Below are 19417 nucleotides of genomic sequence, written 5' to 3'. Positions count from 1 at the left end.
AGGCTGTAATATTCAAAAACTCTAAAGTATGAACTATTGATTGTGAGACTGTCGGTTGTTGGCCAATAGTTACAGTTGTTGCATGTAATTATGTAGTGTCTGAGAACTTTGAAATTAACATCAAAAGCAAGGCTATTAGCAACAGAGTAATCTAATTGAGTTAAGTTTAAGGTTTCAAAGGTTTTGTTTATAGTAGCGTTTATTGAGCCCATGGCTGCGTACAAAGAATAATCTATACAATAATTTAGTCTTACAACTTTACAATCATTGTTAGGAAGTGCTTCCTCAAAAACTTTATTACTGTAACCATTTTTCTCATCCATGGTAATGTCACAAAGAGGGTCTGAATAGTTTTTGATATTTTTTACCTCATAGTATACATAACTATTTTTTGCTGCATCATGAACATATTTATTCAAGGGTTCGATATAAAATTCGTTACCATTACTTTTCACATATATGGTGTATTGGTTATCAAAAAAGGAAATAGCAAGTTGTGATTGAGCATTTGCATTTTGATTGAAAAAATATTTCCCATCAAAATTTAATTCTTCCAGTGATTTATAATCAATTTTATCCTCACTTTTTATGGCTACCAAATGATCTTCGGTAACTAATTTATTTTCCTTCAATATGAATTTATATTCCTGATTGAAATTGATTTTTAATTCTTGTCCATTACCAAGATTTGTAATGTTATCACTTATTGTAAGAATTTCATAGGATTTGAAAATTTCAGATAGTTTAGGTACACTATGATTAGACTTAAAAAAAATAAGTTCATTTTGCCCCAGAATTGTAAATGAATTTAGCAGTATGATTAATAAAAAGTATTTTTTCATCATATTGAAAATAGTTTTGTTTTGTAAATGTATAATAATTCTCTCATTATTAAGGAATTTAAAGACAAGTATTTTAAAATTTATTGAAAGATTATTACACTATTACAAAATATGATAATGAGTTCACTTTTTCTAAAAGCTTTCTTTTTTTCTCTGATATTTCTAAAATAGGTATTCTTAAACGCTCAAATCATATAATCGATTAACGATTTTTTTTGTCTTTTCAGCTAATTTAAAAGTCATTTTATCGATTAAATATGTCTTTTTGTCGATTTTAAAAATAATTTACATTTTTTTAATGTGAGTGTTTTTAACTAAATCATTTACTATCAGGTATCAATGAAAAATATTTGAAAAACTAAAAAAATATATTTTAATTATTTGAAAATAAGGTTTTTATGTCTTTTTCTTTTCAAAAGTATTACTGCTTTTTTTAATGATTAGAATATTTGTTCAAATCAAAAAAAAATATTTTACTGTAAATTTTGGTTTTTTTTTGTAAGAATTATTTTTTTAGCTTTATGGAAAAATATTAAATAAAGTATGCAAAAAAGGATTTTTTCTTATTTCTTTTTGATAGTCTTTTCTTCATTTATTACTTTTTTAGTTTTTAAAAAAACTGAAAAAGTCTCTTTAGTTTATGTTGATAGTCAAAAGTTGTTTAAAGAATTTAAAATGGCTATTGAACTTCAGAAAACAGGTCAGAACGAAATAGCAATACGAAAAAAAAAGTTAGATTCAATTCAGGTACTGTTGCAGGGAACTAAGAATGAAACTATGAGGTCTGACCTCATGAGAGTCTTCATAGAAAAAAAAATTGAGATTGAAGATTTTGAAAAAAAATTTGTAGAACAAAATTCTGCACAAATATGGCAAAGGTTGTCATTGTACTCTAATGACTATGCAAAGGTTAAAGGTTATGATTTCATTTTGGACATCAACAATAAGGGTAATATTGTTTCAACAGGAAAGAAGATTGATGTTACGTTCTCATTATTAAGTTACATAAATAAAAGATATGAGGGGTTTGAGTAGTTGTTTTTTTATTTTTTTTCTTGTTATGACATCATGTTTCAATAGACAAGATGATGATTATGTTGATGACTCAGAAATACGGTATAGGTATTTTAATCTCCAAAATAATGGTTGGAAATCAAAAACTCAAACTCAAGAAGTTGATGAAATAAATTTTACTGCTACTGAAGTGCCTATAGTTTACTATTTGTTGAAAAATAACCAAAATGGTCAGGATTTGATTAAAGTAGATTCTCTGTATGAATTGAATAAAACGGAGAGAGTTATTGAGTTCAATTTTGTGGAAGACTCCGAGGAAGATTTGTTACAAGAAAAGTTCACGGGGATGGAATATCAAAACTCTGTTGAATATCTTTCTTTCACAATAGCAAAAGACTTTTATCTAGTTACCTCAAAAAATGATACAGTAACATGCGAAGGTGTTTTGTTTGAGCGAGATTTTAAATCTACCCCTAATCATAAGTTGATGTTATTCTTCTCAGGGATTTCTCCAAACGAAAAAATACAATTAGTATATAAAGATTATCTCTTTAACAAGGGTACACTCAAATTTAGATTCAAAGAACCAATAATAAACCTTTAGATATGTTTAAGACCATTAGAAAAAGTAAAGTTACTAAGTTTTTTATTTACTATTTATCTTTAATGATGTTCATAGAGGTGACACAGCCAATGAGAGCATATGCTTTGACCGAAGGACCATCACAACCTGAGTTTAATTCTTTCACCCCTATTGGTACTTCTGACATGGTTGATTTAGCGAGTGGTGACTTTAATTATAACATTCCCATCATGGATGTAGGAGGATATCCTATTAATCTTGCCTATAATGCCGGTGTTTCAATGGATCAAGAGGCATCTTGGGTTGGACTTGGTTGGAATTTAAATGTAGGTCAGATTAATCGCGATGTTAGAGGGATTCCAGATGATTTTAAAGGAGACGAAATAGAAACTCAAAATAATCTCAAACCAAATGTAACAGTTTCAATTACACCTTACATCAATCCACAGGCATGGGGTTTTCTTGATAACACTATAAGAATAGGTGCCGGATTGGAGGTGCGATACAACAACTACACCGGTCTTGCAGCCAATCCAACTTTGGGTGCTTCTTTTAATTTGGGTAAAAACGTTTCTCTTGGTCTTCAACTTTCGACCTCAGATGAAATGGGAGCTTCTGTGAGTCCGAGTGTCTCTCTTAACCCATTAGCTATGATGACAGATAAAAAGAGTTTGTCATTTAATCCTACTGTTGGTGGAGGATTGAGCTATAACTCGAGACAGGGACTGCAAAGTTTTAATTTATCAACGACAACTCCTTTTTCAGGTACAAATCCCATAAACAATAAAACAATGGGAAATATAAATTTTGGTAAGTCTTTCAGTGTCACAACATTTACTCCAACTAAAAGAATTGCATTTCAAAACAATCAATATACATTCTCATTTTCTGTTGGAGGGAGTTTTTTTGGTGTACAAGGTGAAGGAAGCCTCACAGCCTCTGCTACTATACAAACCATAAAGGATAAGTTTAAAATTGAAAAGGCTTATGGTTATGAAAATACAGAATTGGCTGGTAAATCAGATATTTTGGATTTTAATCGTGAGAATGAACTTTCAACAGTATCAAAGTCAACAAATGTATTGCCTGTTACGAATTATACCTATGATTTATTATCTATACAGAGTCAGGGACTTAGTGGTCAGATAAGACCTTACAGAAGTCAAGCCGGTTATGTTTACGATCCTTATGTGTCGGATAACTCATCTAGTACAAGTTTATCAGGAGAAATTGAAGCTGGTTGGGGGGTACATTATGGAGCTAGTATCAAATATACATCGGGGGTTAACTATACTAGTCTATGGGGTAGTATTGCTACGCCTTATTTAAAAGAAAAATCACCTAGTAATATTGATTATGAAAAAGTTTATTACAAAATGGTAGGTGAGCAACATGTTGATGAAGAGCAATCTCGATTATTAAACCAAAATTTTGGGGGTAATTCACCAGTTACACTTAGTTTGAGCACAGATGTACTAATGAATAAGTATGCTAAGAAAACAATTACAGGAGGATATAATTCTTCTCTAACTAATATGTCATCTTTTTCCACCTCAGATCTTCGAAGAGCCAAAAGAGAGCAGCGTAATAAGGTGATTCAGAAATTAACGAAAAAAGAAGCTTTAGATTATAATTTAAATAACAAGTTTGTAAATATCAATTCTAATGCTCTTGATCATCATATAGCAGGTTTTTTGATAACAGACGAGAATGGTAATAAAACTGTATTTGGAGAAACCGCATATAACATTGAAAAGAATGAAGTGTCATTTGCAACTAATAGTCAAAACATTAATTGCGAAAGAGGTACTGTTATTTATAATAATGGTGATAATTCTATAAACAATACAGCTGGAATTGATAGATATTTCAACAGTGTTAAAACTAAACAATATGCCCACACCTATTTGATTACATCTATTCTTTCCAGTGACTATCAGGATATTGATGGGAATGGTCCTAGTGATAGTGATTTAGGAAACTACACCAAATTTACCTACACTACCGGCAACGATCTTGGCTACAATAACAATTATAAATGGAGAGTGCCTTTTGGTAAGCAGAAGTATGAAGCTTCTTATAATGAGGGTTTTAAATCACATTCTAAAGATCAGAAGGCAAGTTACCTATATGGTGTTAAGGAGGTAAAATATGTTAAAAGGATTGAAACTAAAACTCATGTTGCTTTATTTGATTTGGTAGAAAGAAGAGATGGATATGGTGTAATAGATAAAAATGGTCTTTTGGATAATAATTGTAAAACTTATTTTTTGAAGTCCATACGACTATATGCTAAAAAGCCAGGAGTTGTTTTTTATGAGAATGATAACGTAAAACCAATAAAGACCGCTCATTTCGAGTACGACTATTCTTTGTGTCCCGGGATTGATAATAATTCAGGGCAACCACAAATTTTTGGGGATCAGGATATTAATTCTGAGAGAGGTAAGTTAACCTTAAAGAAAGTTTACTTCACATACGAAAATTCTAATATGGGTAAATATACCCCATATAAATTTAACTACTCTAATAACAAACCATATAATCCGAAAAATTATGACATATGGGGGACCTATAAGGCTTTACCAACACCTGGGAATTGCCAGGATTTAAGTATTCAAGAGTTTCCTTTTGTACAACAAGATGATCATGAATTACAAAATGAGTTTGCCTCATCCTGGACATTGAGTGAGATTGAGTTACCTTCCGGCGGTTTGATAAAGGTTAAGTATGAATCAGATGACTACCAATATGTTCAGAATAAAAGAGCAATGCAAATGTTCAAGGTTCTTGGTGTGACAGAAAATTTCGAAAGTCAAATTAGGTCATCACTTTATGGAGATGGATATGATGCAAAATATGTAGTGATTCATGTTGATCATCCGGGGGCCACACCATCAGAAACTATTAAGCGATATACAGATGGGTTAAAAGGAAAGCCTATCTTTTTTGATTTTTTCATGAACATGACAGATTCCAAAAGTGACCATGTTACCGGTTATTTTGAACTTGATAAAAATGAAGATATTAAATACAGTGAGTCTCAACAGAATTTGTATTTACCTATGAAGAAGGTAAGCAGAGAAGGGACTAGTGGTAATGCAACAAATCCAATTACTGTTGCAGGTTGGTTTTTTGGAAGGCAACATTTGCATCGACAGATTTATAATTTACCACAGCTTGATGAAGGAGTGCCAAATCCAGTTGATTTGGGTATTGCCATTATGAATGGATTAGAGCCTTTAGTAGAGATATTCATTGGCCCTAACGGAAGATTGAAAATGATGGGAAGAGCTAAACAATTTGACCCTACTAAATCATGGGTTAGATTGAATGAACCTACAGGAGTGAAATTAGGAGGAGGCTTAAGGGTTAAGTCTGTTGAGGTTTATGATGGATGGGAAAATATGTTGGATCCTAATGAAGTTGCTGGAGATTTAAGTAGGTATCAGAAAAAATATGGTCAAGAGTATACTTATTTGCTTGAAGACGGAAAATCTAGTGGAGTAGCTACTTTTGAACCCAATATTTCAAAAGAAAATCCTTTTGTAGAACCATTTTATAACGATGCTGAAAAGTTATCTGCCCAGACCTATACTGAAAAGCCTTTTGGAGCATCTTTTTTCCCAAGACCAGCTATTACTTACAGCAGGGTTTCTGTGAAAAATATCACCAGTGCTGATGACGATGATGATTCAACGGGAGAAGTACGTAAAACAAGATCAGGTGAAGTTGTTACTACTCATTACACATCATACGATTTTCCAACAAAGACTGATTTTACAAATCTTGATGGAAGTAAATTTAACTACAGTAATGAAGAAGCAGCTTTACCTAACATATTACTTGGAATGCTTGGATTAAATATTGAGGTTAAAAATGAACTCACTTTGACCCAAGGTTTTCAGATTGAGACTAATGACATGAATGGTAAGGTTAAAAAGCGAGAAGTAAAAGATAACAATGGAAATTTGATATCTTATGAATCATATGAGTACTATGTTGAAAATAATGACCCAACTCAACTAGATAATACTGTTACTGTTATTGATCATGAGGGTAAAGTTACTCAGAGACCTATCGGTGTAGAGTTTGATTTAGTTAATGACTTGAGATATAATTACAATTATTCCTCGACTGTAGGGGTTAATGGTAATTTAGAAGTTATTCCAATAATTACACCTTTTTTCTTTTGGATACTTTATGTAGGTACAGCTTTTTTTGATAATGAATCCCATTCTCAAACATTTCGATCAGCTGTAACAACAAAAGTTATACATAGAACCGGAATTTTGAAAGAGAAAAAGGTTTTTGATTTAGGTTCTTCAGTATCGACACGTAATATGGCATGGGATGCTATGACCGGTCAGGTAATATTGACTAACACAGACAATGAGTTTGGTGACAGTTATTATAATTTATCTTACCCTGCCTATTGGCATTATGACCGGATGGGTATGAGCAGTAGGAATATTGATATCAAAGGAAGATTATTAGCACCAACTGGAGGTACTCAACAAGCTCCAAATCCGTATTTTAAATTAGAAGGTTACTTACAAGATTTAAGCTCCGTTTTTCAACTCGGAGATGAACTTTATATCAGGCACAATGGATCTGAGAAAAAGGTTTGGGTTTTTGGTTTTAATGCAAATAAAACAGGAGTCCTTTTAATGGACAGTGGAGGAAATTATATTGATAAGTGTGGTAATGAGGGGATTAACTACACTTTTAGAATAATTCGTTCCGGTTATCGTAATAATCAAATGGTTTCTATGGCTAGTGTACAATTAATGGCTAATCCAATAGCAAGCGGTCAATTAATAAATCCTACTTACATGGGTAATGCTGGAGAATCAAATCCAAGAATTCTTAATTCAACAGCTGTTGAGTTTAAAGATTTTTGGGAACCTCAAAGAGAGTTAAATATGAAGATTTACCCTAATGTTAATCCAAATCAAACGCCATTAGCTATTACTGCTGAACAGATAACTTTTCCAACTATCTTAGATTTTAATCCATATTTGTATAATCATAAAGGAAATTGGCGATTATCTAAAACTTTAAAATTCCTTACAGGAAGGAAAGGAGCCTTTGCAAATACTAATTCAACCAATATTAGGAATAATGGATTTTATGGTTCATATCTTCCTTATTACAGTTTAGACAGTAATAAGAAATGGATTAAAAGCAATAATGATAAGTGGACTAATGCTGGAGAGGTTACAAAATTTAGTCCATATGGTGCTGAATTAGAGAACGTTGATGCTTTGGGTAGATACAGTAGTGCACAATATAATTATATCTACACGAAACCAATGGCTTTAGCAAGCAATGCACAACATAGAGAAATTGGTTTTGAAGGATTTGAAGATCATAATTTTGGTCCCGGCACTTCTTGGGGGTACCGAAATAGATTTAGTATTGGTGGTGATTATTACTCTTGGGTATCTACCATTAAATCCCATAGCGGAAAGAGGAGTGTAGCTATAACAAAAAATCCAAACAATGTTCCTACGACATCCATCAATTTACAAACACCTACCAAAGTGCAAAGTTTAGTGAATTGTGTACAACCAACCCCTTGTCCTAATTGCCCATCAGGTTGGTATGAACCTAACTGTAATTGTCCAACTCCGGGACCATGTGGTATAAATTTGAGTACTTTTAATAATAACACTCTAACCCTCTATAATCCTACCTCGTTTGGTTTAAGTTATAATACATATAGTACTTCAGGATCCATATCTTCACGCATTTATTATTTGGAATTTAAGTTTTATAATCCAGATGGGCTTCGAGGTGTTAATCCTATTGAAAATCTTTGTCCTGGTGGTTTTGAGACATTTTATACTTATCAAGATCCCCAGGGTTATACAACACTCTCTTTGTATTACACTACATATAACCTCTGGTCAGATGAGTTTAAAAGGGTTAAGATTAAAGTTTATGATTGCGAAAGTAATTTTTACACTATTGATACTAGACTCAGATTTATGAACTCAAGTGGTCAAACCGCAAGTCAACAAGGTTACATTAACAATAGTTCATGTACCGCAAATTTTTAATACTATGAAAAAGAGTTTTTTGATTGTTTGCTTTTTTCTGCAATATTTAAATGTTTTTGCTCAGAATGATATTTCGTTGATTCCAATTCCTGGAAAGAAATATCTAATAAGTTGTTGGGCAAGTGAGCAAAATACTGATGTGGTAACCTTTGAGAATGCAAAAGTTATTATAAAGTGCAGGACAGCGTCGGCAACACTTGCTACATATGTTTTTGATGCCACCGGAAAAATAATTGATGGTTGGCAAAAAATTGAAGGTGAGTTTTTAATCCCTATTGGTTCTTATGTAATGGATATTGAACTAAACGCAGTTCAAGGACAAATGATACATTATGACGATATGAGACTTCAGCCTGCAGATGCCAGTATGAAGACTTACGTTTATGATCCTGATACTCAAAGATTGATGGCTGAGTTAGATGAAAATAATTATGCTACTTATTATGAGTATGATAATGAAGGAGGCTTGGTTAGAATAAAGAAGGAGACCGAAAGAGGTGTTTTTACGATTAAGGAAACAAGATCAAGCACTAAGAAAGATGAGTAAAGGGTATATTAAATTAGCAGTACTTTTTTTGCTTTTATTTTACAATATAGTAGAGGCTCAAATAAGTGAAAAGGATAGGATAATTAATATTTTAAATAAGTCTGAGGCATTTTATAACAATACTAAAGCATATTCATTAGACTCAAGATACAGATTGTATGTTAATCATACTTCCAATGAGATTAAAGAGGAGTATACAGGGGTAACAATCAAACAGGATGACAATGTTTATAATCGAATAGCTACAACTGAGATGATTGGGATTGGTAAGTCCCTTATTAAAATAGATAATAAAAATAAAAGGATTAAAGTTTTTAGATATAACACTTCCTCTAATGAAATGTCAACAATTAAAGACTTCAAGAATTACCTACAGTATTTTACAATAGTTAAGCTAACTGAAAATCAAAGCCAATGGATATGTACTCTGGAGACCGGTAAAATTTCAATGGTTCCATTTAGTAAAGTTGTGTTGTATTTGAAGAAATCCAATTATCAAATTGAAAGACAAGATTTATTTTATTTAACAAAATATAAGACTAGGATAGTTAAGGGTGTTCCAAATTATGAAATGCCTAGGTTAGTTGTAAGTTTTTCAAATTTTAAAAACAAAGTAGAGGATAAAAATTGTTTTGATAAAAGTAGTTACATAAAAGTAAAGGGAGGAAAAATTTATCCCTCCAAAAAGTATGCATCATATACCATTGTTGATTAAATCCATCAAGTATGAAAAAACATATCAATTTCATTAAATTTATTATTACTGTAATAGGATTTTTATCCTTTAATTCAGTATGTTTTTCTAAAGATATAAACATACAGACACCATTTGTTTTGAGTGGACAAATATCAAATTCTATTGGTTCTACGTTTGAGATAACTGATCCTGAGCTCTATTCAACAAATTATGTTTCTTTGTCAAATAAAGTTTTTTTGGAGTTGAAAGTTGATGATTTTGTAGCTCCCTTTTATTGGTATCGTGGGAGTATGACTGTCAAAGTACAACCAAGGTTGTCTGACGGTTCTTTAGGAACCTCATATGAAACTGTTCTAAGTGTAGAGAGTAATCATTACGGAGGGTTTGGAGTTTTTGTTGATTTAGATAAACATTTGGTGCAAGATTCAAATGCTAGAGGTGCTATTTTTACCATAATGAGTGTTGATATTGTGAATATGGAGACGGAGTTACCATTAACTACTTTCCCATCAAACTTAAAATTAACAGCTTATTTTGAATCCGAAAGGTATTATCAATTGCCTAATGGTATTATTAATGGTTTAACTGCAATTGAAAATGTAACCAATAATACTATTGATTTTAGTTGGGGAAATGTATATGAGGCTGAGGAGTATGAGTTAGAATGGACTTGGATTGACAACTATAGTGGTGCTGATTTGAACCAAGTTATTGGTGCATCACAAATACCTTTTTCTCAAAAAGATTTTGAACATAATAGCACTAGGATTACTTCGATTTTTCCCAATTATTCCATTTCGAATATCTATGATAGAGGATATTTAGTATACAGGGTGCGTGCAGTTGGAAGGCATACTGTTCCAAGCTCATCAACATCAACGATGTCCTTGGATGAGATTGTAAAACGCAATAAGTATGGAGCATGGTCTGTATCCGGTACAACCATTAATTTGTCTGATTGGACTTATATCGAGCTTGGTGGACATAGAAGTAAGTTAAATTGGCAGTTTAATTCATCTTTTGCAGAGCATGGTAAAAAGAAAGAAGTTGTTTCGTATTTTGATGGCTCTCTGAGAAACAGGCAAACTGTTACTAAATCAAACACTAACAATAAAGCCATAGTAGGCGAGGTTATCTACGATCATGAGGGAAGGGCTACTGTAGAAGTATTGCCTACTCCTGTTGAGAGTTCAGCATTACAGTTTTTTCCAAATTTTAATAGGAGAGAGGGATTAGATCAGATATATTCTTATCAAGACTTTGTGCCATTAGTAGATGGAGAATGTACATTTGAAACCACTAAAATGTCAACTAATTTTGGAGCTAGTAAGTACTACTCTAATCTTTCAGAGCTAGAATTTAATTATCAAGACTATGTTCCAAATGCATTTGGTTATCCTTTTTCACAAGTAGAATTTACAAATGATAATACAGGAAGAGTAAAACGCAAAGGGGGGGTTGGTGAGCAACATCAACTTGGTAATGGCAAAGAATTAAAATACTTTTATTCTGTACCATCCTCAGAAGAATTGAATAGATTGTTCGGTTATCATGTAGGAAATGCTTCTTTTTATAAAAAGAATTCAGTTATGGACTCTAACGGTCAGTTGAGTGTAAGTTATATTGATCCTAAGGGTAAAACAATTGCAACTGCTTTAGCAGCTGATAACCCAAATCCTGATGTTTTGGAAAGTTTAAATGATCCTAATGCTATTCGTTCTGAATTGAACGAGGATTTACTCAGTAAGCTATCAACTGATGCTCCTGATACAAATTTTGACAATAATATCAAATTTAAGACCGGTTTTTATGGAAATAATTATGATGGTCTTAGGTATGATGCTCAGAAAGTTTTCACTGCAAAAAATACTCAATATAATTTTGCATATCGCATAAAAAATGATAATGTTTTTAGTTTTGGATGTGACAATAATCCTAATTTTCAAGTAGAGTATCCCTTTGTTTATAAAGTTAAAATTGATGTAAAAGATGATTGCGGTATAACTCAATTGGAAGGGCAAAACCCGATTGAATTTACCTATGGAAGTTATACTACTGATGATAATGGCAATGTAACCTCAATTACCAACCCCAATTTAATTAATCATAATTTTACTTTTGAGCCTAACAATGAGGGTAACTATAGTGTTAAAAAGCATTTAGTTATTGATTCTTCTGCTCTTGAATTGTTTGCTGAAGATTACATAAAGAAAGGTATTGCCAATGGTTGTATATTTCCAGAACAACCAGTTTCAGCCACCTCGTCCGGTTGTTTTACCAGTTGTCAAGATTGTCAAGATTATTACGAACAATTACAATACAATAACGGTACTCTTTATACCGGTATGAATGCTTATGTTCAAGAAATGTTGGATAATAATGCTGAATTAGAAGCCTACACACCCGGAACAAATGATTACAATACCTTACTTTCTTTATTAACAGAACGATATGAGCGTGAGTGGACACTTTTGAGAGCGGAATGCAACAGACCGTGTGAGGGTTCTGGCATATCCTCTACAAATGCTCCAACTACTTCTACAGCTTGTAGCGCTTTACTTGCTCAAATTATTGCAGATGTTATGCCTAACGGACAATATGCAGACAGACAAACTACAGTGGATAGTTATGGTAATTTAATAGAGAATCCAAATCCTGTTGATATTGATGATTTACCGTTGTCTATATACAATGAAACAATAGCCAACAAAATTTATTCTCCTGTGGCTGGTCTTGCTGTTCCTCAAAATAGTGCTATTAATTCCAATAATTGGAGAAACCCTAGATATTTTAACAAAGATAATTTTTCGATACCTGCTTCTGATTTAAATCATTACTTTGATGAAAGCGGTCAAATAGATTATGTTAGTGTTACTCCTAATGAAAATGGTGGATTTACTCCAGAAGTATTACCTAATGTTACTCCATTTCAGGATGCTTTGGGCAACTATAAAGTAGAGCCTCAACAATTAAAAAATCTCAGTGATTTTATTGAATTAGCTCTATCCAATCAGACTTGGGCTCTATCACTCATTAAATACCATCCTGAGTTTCATTATTTGCGATATCAGTTAGCTTATTGTGATTCTGATTATACCAAAACTGTTAACTTTAACCTAGATGATACAGTTGGTAATGAAAGTTATATTGTTAATTCTGACGGTTTTGATATGATGTTAGGAAGAGCAGAAACCTTCCAAGAGGCTTTCGATGCAGGTTTTTTTACTAATGTGAATACGCTTTATGACAATGATCCTTTTTTTCAATTAGTGCATAAATTAGACGGCGATGTAACAACAACTTCAGGAGGTATTTTTGTTGAAAATACAGCATCACCAAATTTTAAGCAAGATTTTCTCAAGGTCAAGCAAGCTATGATGCAACAAGCTTTGAAAAAAAGTTCTTGCACCAGTTGTAATTATTCTAGTAATGATCAATTAGGCTATACAAATGGTATTGGTGAACAAAATGTAACAATTGCCAGACATGTTTATGAATTGATTAAATGTACCGGTATTGGAGTTGGACAAGCGCAGTGTTTAAGTGATTTGCCTAGTTTTGCCTCTAATCCAACAGCTGAGTTTAATGAAATTATCAATAGAGTTAACTCTACCAGTTTTGATACTGATGAAAAAAATAGATTTTGGTATAATTACATGGCAGCCTACATTGGTTTAAAGCAAAAAATTAAGGATGTAATGATTAATGTTCATGCTGCCAGAAATGGCGCATACAATGATTGTATTGGAAATAGTAATGGAGCAATATTGTCGAATATTACTTCTACAATTTCATCACGCTTCACTAACGAAACCAGCTATATCAATTCATTGATAGCTTCCTCTCAATTACCAGTTCCCAATGTTTGTTCGTCTAATAGTAACAATTTGTTGACCAAGTCGAAAAGATTTATAATGCAGGAAAACATTGCAACCAATGGTTCGAATGCATCTTCTGGTCAAGCTGAATCTTACATTTACAGTCAAACCGGAATTTGTCCAATGGTTCGTGATTTGGAGCTTTTTTTAGATAAATCAGTCAAGCAATCAAGTTTTATACCGGTTTACAAGGGGAATACTCCATCGCCGCAGCCCAATATTAATTATATTACCCAAAATCTTCTTAGTGAAATGGGAGGTAATTATAACCAATCATTGAATGTATCGGGAACAATAGGATCCAGTAATAAAGTATTGGATATAAACTTTAATCAGAATGGTAATCAATTAAAGTCAATTAGACTGATAATTCCTTCTGATAATTTTAATACCAGTTTTTCATGGAATACATATGCTAACAGCGGCGCATGGAAAATCATTGAGATGTCTGATTTGACTTTTGATGAATATGATAATTCTACTGCAGATTACAAGTTTAAAGTTTTAGTAAAAATAGCAACCAGTAATGGTAATGTTGAAAGAGTTTTTGAAGGTATAACTAAAGTTGTGTTGACTTGCTCTGTAGGCCAACCGGTTTCAGGTAATCCTATTGTTTTGGAGCCAACTGAAAGTAGCTCTTGTGATAAAAAGGAGTTATTTGCTAACGACCTTAAGACATTGATTCAAGGATTGGTTTCTGTTTCTAATAACTTTTATTCAACTAATCCCGTTCCGGTTACTTTATCCCCTTTTCTTAAAGAATATTTTGGGGTTTCTACCGTTGCCCATATTGCCAGATGGCAAGTAATAGGTATGGATGCTTCAGGACCAACAAAATTTAAACTAACCGTTAAACGGTCAGGTTCATTAATTGATACAGGTGTTATTATATATAAGGCAGCACAAAGTGGCTATACCGTTTATTCCGGAAATGTTTTAGGTTTAAGTATCGGAAATACTGATGATGTTGAAGGAGTTCATAGAATTACTATTAATTTTGGGTCAACTGTTTTTAACGGCTTTATCCATCGATTTTCCTCAAATCCTTTGAAAAAACCACTAATGTATTTTAGTTGTTGTTCGCCTTGTGGTGAATATGATTTTGATGGTGATGGACTTGGTGATGATGGTGCTTTTAACATCAGTGGTTGTGATTTTTGTGATAATAGAAATGATTCTAATAATGATGGTGTTTCTGACTGTCCTGATTGCAATAATTTGTCCGATGTAGATTGTGATGGTATTGTGAATGAATTGGATAATTGTCCCTTGATTTATAATCCGTATCAGGAGAATACCGGGGATTCTGATAACATAGGTGATGCATGTGATTTATGTCCTAATGTAATAAATAATTTAAATCAAGATACTGACTCTGATGGTGTTGGTGATGTTTGTGATAATTGTAAAACAGTACCAAATGCCAATCAGATAGACACAGATGGTGATGGTTTTGGCGATGTTTGTGATCCCGGTTGTTTTGTAAATGATGACAAAACAATCTTTGAACAAGAGTTCAGAGCGTTAATGAATGCAATTGTTGGAGCTCCCACTATTAATCTTAATTCAGGAAGTTCTAATTTGCCAGAGAATTTGTCGTTTTATGCTAATTATGAAATGCAACTTCGGGCAATTAATAATTTCTCTATTAATAATTTTTGTCAGTCAAGCATCGGTAATACGAATGTATTTAATATCAACAATCTGATCTTTTCATATTCTAAATTCTCAGCTAATTTACCAAGAGTCATAAGATGGAGGACCGCTGATACTTCGACCTCGAATAATTTTGAATACATGCAGTTTGAGTTTCCTGTTACTGCTTCTTTTTGGTTGGATGGTATTGTAGCATCGATAAACAGCATTGAGTTAACAGAACCACTAGCTAATGCAACAACAACACCTGTGATCATTAGAGGTACATATACAGATAGTACTGAATTTGAGATTCTGACTGAGATTTTAATTAGGGTTAAAAAAGTGAACAGCACTACATTGTGTTTGTTTGAGCAACCATTATGTGAGTTTATAGATGACTGTAATCTTTGTAGAACAGTTGCCGATCAAACTAAGCGAATGGTTAATTTTAGCTCTTCAAGTGTAGCCAGTAATACTTGTAATTGTATTCCTCAAGTGCCAACGCCAGTTAGTTGTGATTTGGCTTATGAGAACTTTATGAATTATATGAGTACTATTTTTGGACCTACTAGTGAAGTGGCTCTACAATATGAAGATAAGGAAGATTATTTTTGTTCTCAAAATCTGCAGTATTTAGTAGAGGGCTATTATCAATATTTAACCATTTTGGGAGTTAACAGTGTTTCACATCCTAATTATATTTCTTTGGGAAGTTTTGGGGCTTCATCACTTAACTATGGTTATTCTAACTATCAACAAGTAATTTTGGCTTATGACAATTATTTAAACTTACCCACAGAAGGTGAAAAAGATACTTGGCATCAATTTGTTACCAATTATTTAATTGCAAATCCTGGGATATGCCCACCAAAACCAATGTACCCTTCAGAGGGGATTGATGTTCCTCTGCCTGAAAATACGGCTTGTGAAGAATTCTCTGTTAGTGTTGCTGCTGTTTATAATTCTGAAAATTATCAAGCATACTTGACTAATAAGAAAGAGGCTTTTAAAAAGAAATATTTAGAAGATGCTTTAGCTACAGTTGTTGAGAATTTTAATCTAACCTATACAGATAAGGAATACCAGTATACGTTGTATTATTATGATCAAGCTGGTAATCTTATTCAGACTGTTGCCCCAGAAGGGGTGGTAACTTTAGATGCCTCACTGAACACTGATATCAACAATCACAGATTTTATAATCCACAATTGGAAAACACGTCTTTATTACCATCAGACAGTTTTAAGACCCAATACAGATATAATTCGCTCAACCAATTGGTTTGGCAGTCTACCCCAGATGGTGGAGAAACGAGATTCGCGTATGATTTATTAGGAAGAATTGTTGCTTCGCAAAATAGTAAACAGCTGAATATGTGGTCGACGTTAAATCCTGTATTAATATCAGGACCACTTATTAAGACCGGTAACGGAGTGGTTTTTAATATCGGGAAAAGAGGTGATTACAGAGAGACTTATGGATTTGCCGGTGATGCAATTGCAGAGAATGGTTTTGCTGAACATACCGTATTAGTTGATAACACAAAACTTGGTAAAACTCTAAATGGTGTTGTTTTTGGATTCAGCTACAAGGAGACTACAGGAGATGGTAAGGTTGATTTTGGATTTTATCATAATGAAGATGGTACCTATCAAGTAAAAGCTTCAAGGATTAAAGATGAGGAAAGAAGAACAATTGCTGTTGGTGATGTTTTTAGAATTGAGAGAGAGGACGGTTTTATTTATATGTATCAAAATGGGGTTTTGATCGCACAGGTTAATGATTTAGATCCTAAAGCAAGACTTTATGCTAATTTCTATTTGCCAAATGAGAATAATCAGCTCAATAATATCAGGATTGCGGTTTCAAGAGCTAGAAAGGATTTTTCCTATACACGGTATGACGGATTGGGTAGAATTATTGAGGCAGGACAATTTAGATCAAATGTTAATATTAGAATTGATGATAGTGGTAAATTGATTTACAATACCTCTGGAAACTGGGTTGGAGTTGATGCACTAGGGGATAACTATCCTTATAATGTATCTAATTTTCAAGTAGAGGTGACAAAAACACTTTACAGTTCATATGCGCCATTTGATCCGAATAATTTTTTATCACCTCAAACCCATAGGAATGTTAGGAATAGAGTTACAGCAATTTTAACTTATCCAAATACTGACTCGACAACGCCATTAGAGGATTTTGAAACAGCTATTTTTTATAATTATGATATCCATGGAAATGTTGACGAAATGGTTCAAAAAATCAGCCCGACAACCATGTATGTTGCTTCTGAACCCGAGGGTGTTATTAAAAGAGTCAACTATGAATATGATGTTATCAGCGGCAATGTAAATAAAGTTATTTATCAAAAAGGAAGTAAACAAGACCAGTTTATTCATAAGTATAATTACGATGCCGATAACAGAATTACTTCAGTTGAAACTTCACGAGAAGGTTTAATTTGGGAGAAAGATGCCAGATATGAATATTACGATCATGGTCCTTTGGCTAGGGTAATCACAGGCGATAAAATGGTTCAAGGTACGGATTATGCCTATACTTTACAGGGGTGGCTCAAGACAGTGAATTCTGAAAATTTATCTACAAACGATAAAGATATGGGCAGAGATGGTAGCTATGTGTCTAAAGATGCTTTTGGCTACTCGTTATCTTATTTTGATGGTGACTATACTGCTAGACATCAAACTTCGCCAGGTACTTATTTTATTTCTAATAGTAATCCACAAGCTTTTTCTAATGGAAGTTTGTATAACGGAAACATTAAAAGAATGATTACTTCTGTTCGTGGTTTAAATGAAGAGATTTTACCTACACAAATCAATCTTTACAAGTATGATCAATTGAATAGAATTTTTAATATGACTACATTTAACGGTAGGCAATCGGGTAATACTTTTACACCACAAGAAAGTTATGCCTCGTCCTATACATATGATAAAAACGGCAACTTAAAAACTTTAAATTCCGTTGCACCAAAGCTATTGAATCCTGATGATCCGAATTCGGAACAATTGACTCCAATGGATAGTTTTGATTACAAGTATGAGGGTGGAACAAACAAGTTGGCTTATGTTGATGATAATCCGGATTTTTCTCCGAACTTTGATCAGGATGTAGATGACCAAGAAGGGGATCTTGAAAATCCGGAAATGAATAATTATAAATACGATCAGATAGGTCAGTTGATTAGTGATAAGGCGGAAAAGATAACTGAGATACAATGGAGGGTTGATGGTAAGGTTAAGAGTATCAACAAGTATGAGGGTGGAATGTTCATTAATTTTATTTATGACGGGTTAGGAAATAGGGTTGCTAAAAAAGTTTCAGCAGGAAGAAGAGGTACTACCACCACTCATTACACCAGAGATGCTCAGGGTAATACTATGGCCGTCTATACTTTAGCGCCTAATAATTTGTTTAATTCGGATGTAAATCTTGAAGCATCAAAAGAGGAAGAAAGGAGAGCTGTTGAATATAGGTTGAGTGAGCATCATATTTATGGTAGTTCCCGTTTGGGTTTACAGCAATATGGATATTCCGGTACCGGAGATGGAAATTACGAGAGACTTGTTGGTGATAAGCGTTATGAACTCTCTAATCATTTAGGGAATGTTTTAAGTGTGATTAATGATAGAAAAATTGTTCATAGAAGGGTTCGTAGTATCTTTGTTAATAATTTTGACAATGAAGAATTAGATGGTTGGGAACCTTTGAACGCTTCGAAAGTTTATATAAACAAAGAGCGTGAGGCAGAAATTTTTGTTAACGATTCGGCATCGTTTGTAGGGATCTCTAAAAAGATTAAACTTGAAGGGGAGCAGACAGTAATGTTTAATATGAACGTGAGAAAAATAAAAGATTTCCCTGTTGACAAATCTTTGTATTTTGAAGTTAGGGATTTGACTAACAAAGAGAATGTTATTTGGAGTACAATAGTACCGGCAAGTGGAATGGTCTCCGGAGCTTTTACACCTATGCAAAGCGCTGAGTATTTACTCTCTTTAACGGTTAATAATGCTGATGGCAGACAGTTGATTTTTAGTTTGGATAATTTTTATGCTTATACAGCTCCAATAACTCCAATTGATAATTCAGCACTGTTTTTAGCTGACACGGAAGGGTATA

The 19417-nt window shown here is 33.1% G+C and carries 7 protein-coding genes; 6 read left to right on the top strand and 1 reads right to left on the bottom strand.

Annotated features, from left to right (window positions below; translation table 11 throughout):
• On the bottom strand, window positions 1-845 hold an 845-nt coding region (locus SK086_RS13410), incomplete at its 3' end, for a hypothetical protein (RefSeq protein ID WP_324692309.1).
• A 540-nt stretch (window positions 846-1385) separates the two neighbouring features.
• On the opposite strand from SK086_RS13410, the gene SK086_RS13405 reads away from it, so the two are divergent.
• The 6 genes from SK086_RS13405 to SK086_RS13380 form a co-directional block, all read left to right on the top strand.
• Window positions 1386-1877 carry an OmpH family outer membrane protein gene (locus SK086_RS13405; RefSeq protein WP_324692308.1) on the top strand — a complete coding sequence of 164 codons (492 nt, stop codon included), beginning with the start codon at window positions 1386-1388 and terminating at the stop codon, window positions 1875-1877.
• A gap of 25 nt (window positions 1878-1902) precedes the next feature.
• Window positions 1903-2460, top strand: a complete 558-nt coding sequence (locus tag SK086_RS13400; protein ID WP_324692307.1) for a hypothetical protein — start codon at window positions 1903-1905, stop codon at window positions 2458-2460.
• A gap of 2 nt (window positions 2461-2462) precedes the next feature.
• A complete protein-coding gene (locus tag SK086_RS13395; protein ID WP_324692306.1) occupies window positions 2463-8504 on the top strand; it encodes a hypothetical protein in 6042 nt (2013 codons plus the stop codon).
• 4 nt (window positions 8505-8508) lie between these two features.
• Window positions 8509-9051 (top strand): hypothetical protein, encoded by a 543-nt coding sequence (locus tag SK086_RS13390; RefSeq protein WP_324692305.1) that lies wholly within the window; start codon window positions 8509-8511, stop codon window positions 9049-9051.
• On the top strand, window positions 9044-9766 hold the full coding sequence (locus tag SK086_RS13385; protein ID WP_324692304.1) for a hypothetical protein: 723 nt from the start codon (window positions 9044-9046) through the stop codon (window positions 9764-9766). Before SK086_RS13390 ends, SK086_RS13385 begins: the two co-directional genes overlap by 8 nt.
• 11 nt (window positions 9767-9777) lie before the next feature.
• On the top strand, window positions 9778-19417 hold a 9640-nt coding region (locus SK086_RS13380), incomplete at its 3' end, for a DUF6443 domain-containing protein (protein ID WP_324692303.1).

Source organism: Flavobacterium cheonhonense (genome assembly GCF_035671315.1).
GTDB classification, from domain to species: Bacteria; Bacteroidota; Bacteroidia; order Flavobacteriales; family Flavobacteriaceae; genus Flavobacterium; species Flavobacterium cheonhonense.
This window is presented reverse-complemented; position numbering and strand designations above follow the sequence as displayed.